Annotated in this window: 1 protein-coding gene; it reads left to right on the top strand. The window is 69.2% G+C overall.

The genetic code is table 11. The annotated features are described in order from the left end of the window. Positions 1 to 360 (top strand): cation:dicarboxylate symporter family transporter (locus ACODR1_RS24805; protein ID WP_488882818.1); only part of this gene is annotated, 360 nt, incomplete at both ends.

Below are 360 nucleotides of genomic sequence, written 5' to 3'. Positions count from 1 at the left end.
GCCCACGAGACCACCATCGTCGGCTTCCTGCTGCACATCATCCCCGCCACCGTGGCCGGGGCCTTCGCCGAGGGCGAGATCCTGCAGGTCCTGTTCTTCTCGGTGACCTTCGGCATCGCCCTGGCCCTGGTCGGCGACCGCGGCCAGCCGGTGATCGACCTCCTGGAAGCCACGGCCCACGCCTTCTTCAAGCTGGTGGCCATCCTGATGAAGGCCGCCCCGGTCGGCGCCTTCGGGGCCTTCGCCTTCACCATCGGCAAGTACGGCATCGGCTCGGTCATCAACCTGGCCGCCCTGGTGGGGACCTTCTACGCCACCTCGGCGATCTTCGTGCTGGTGGTGCTGGGGGCGGTGGCCCGC

Source organism: Caulobacter sp. FG7 (assembly GCF_057808875.1).
The sequence above is the reverse complement of the archived record's forward strand: the minus strand, read 5'-3'. Positions and strand labels throughout refer to the sequence as shown.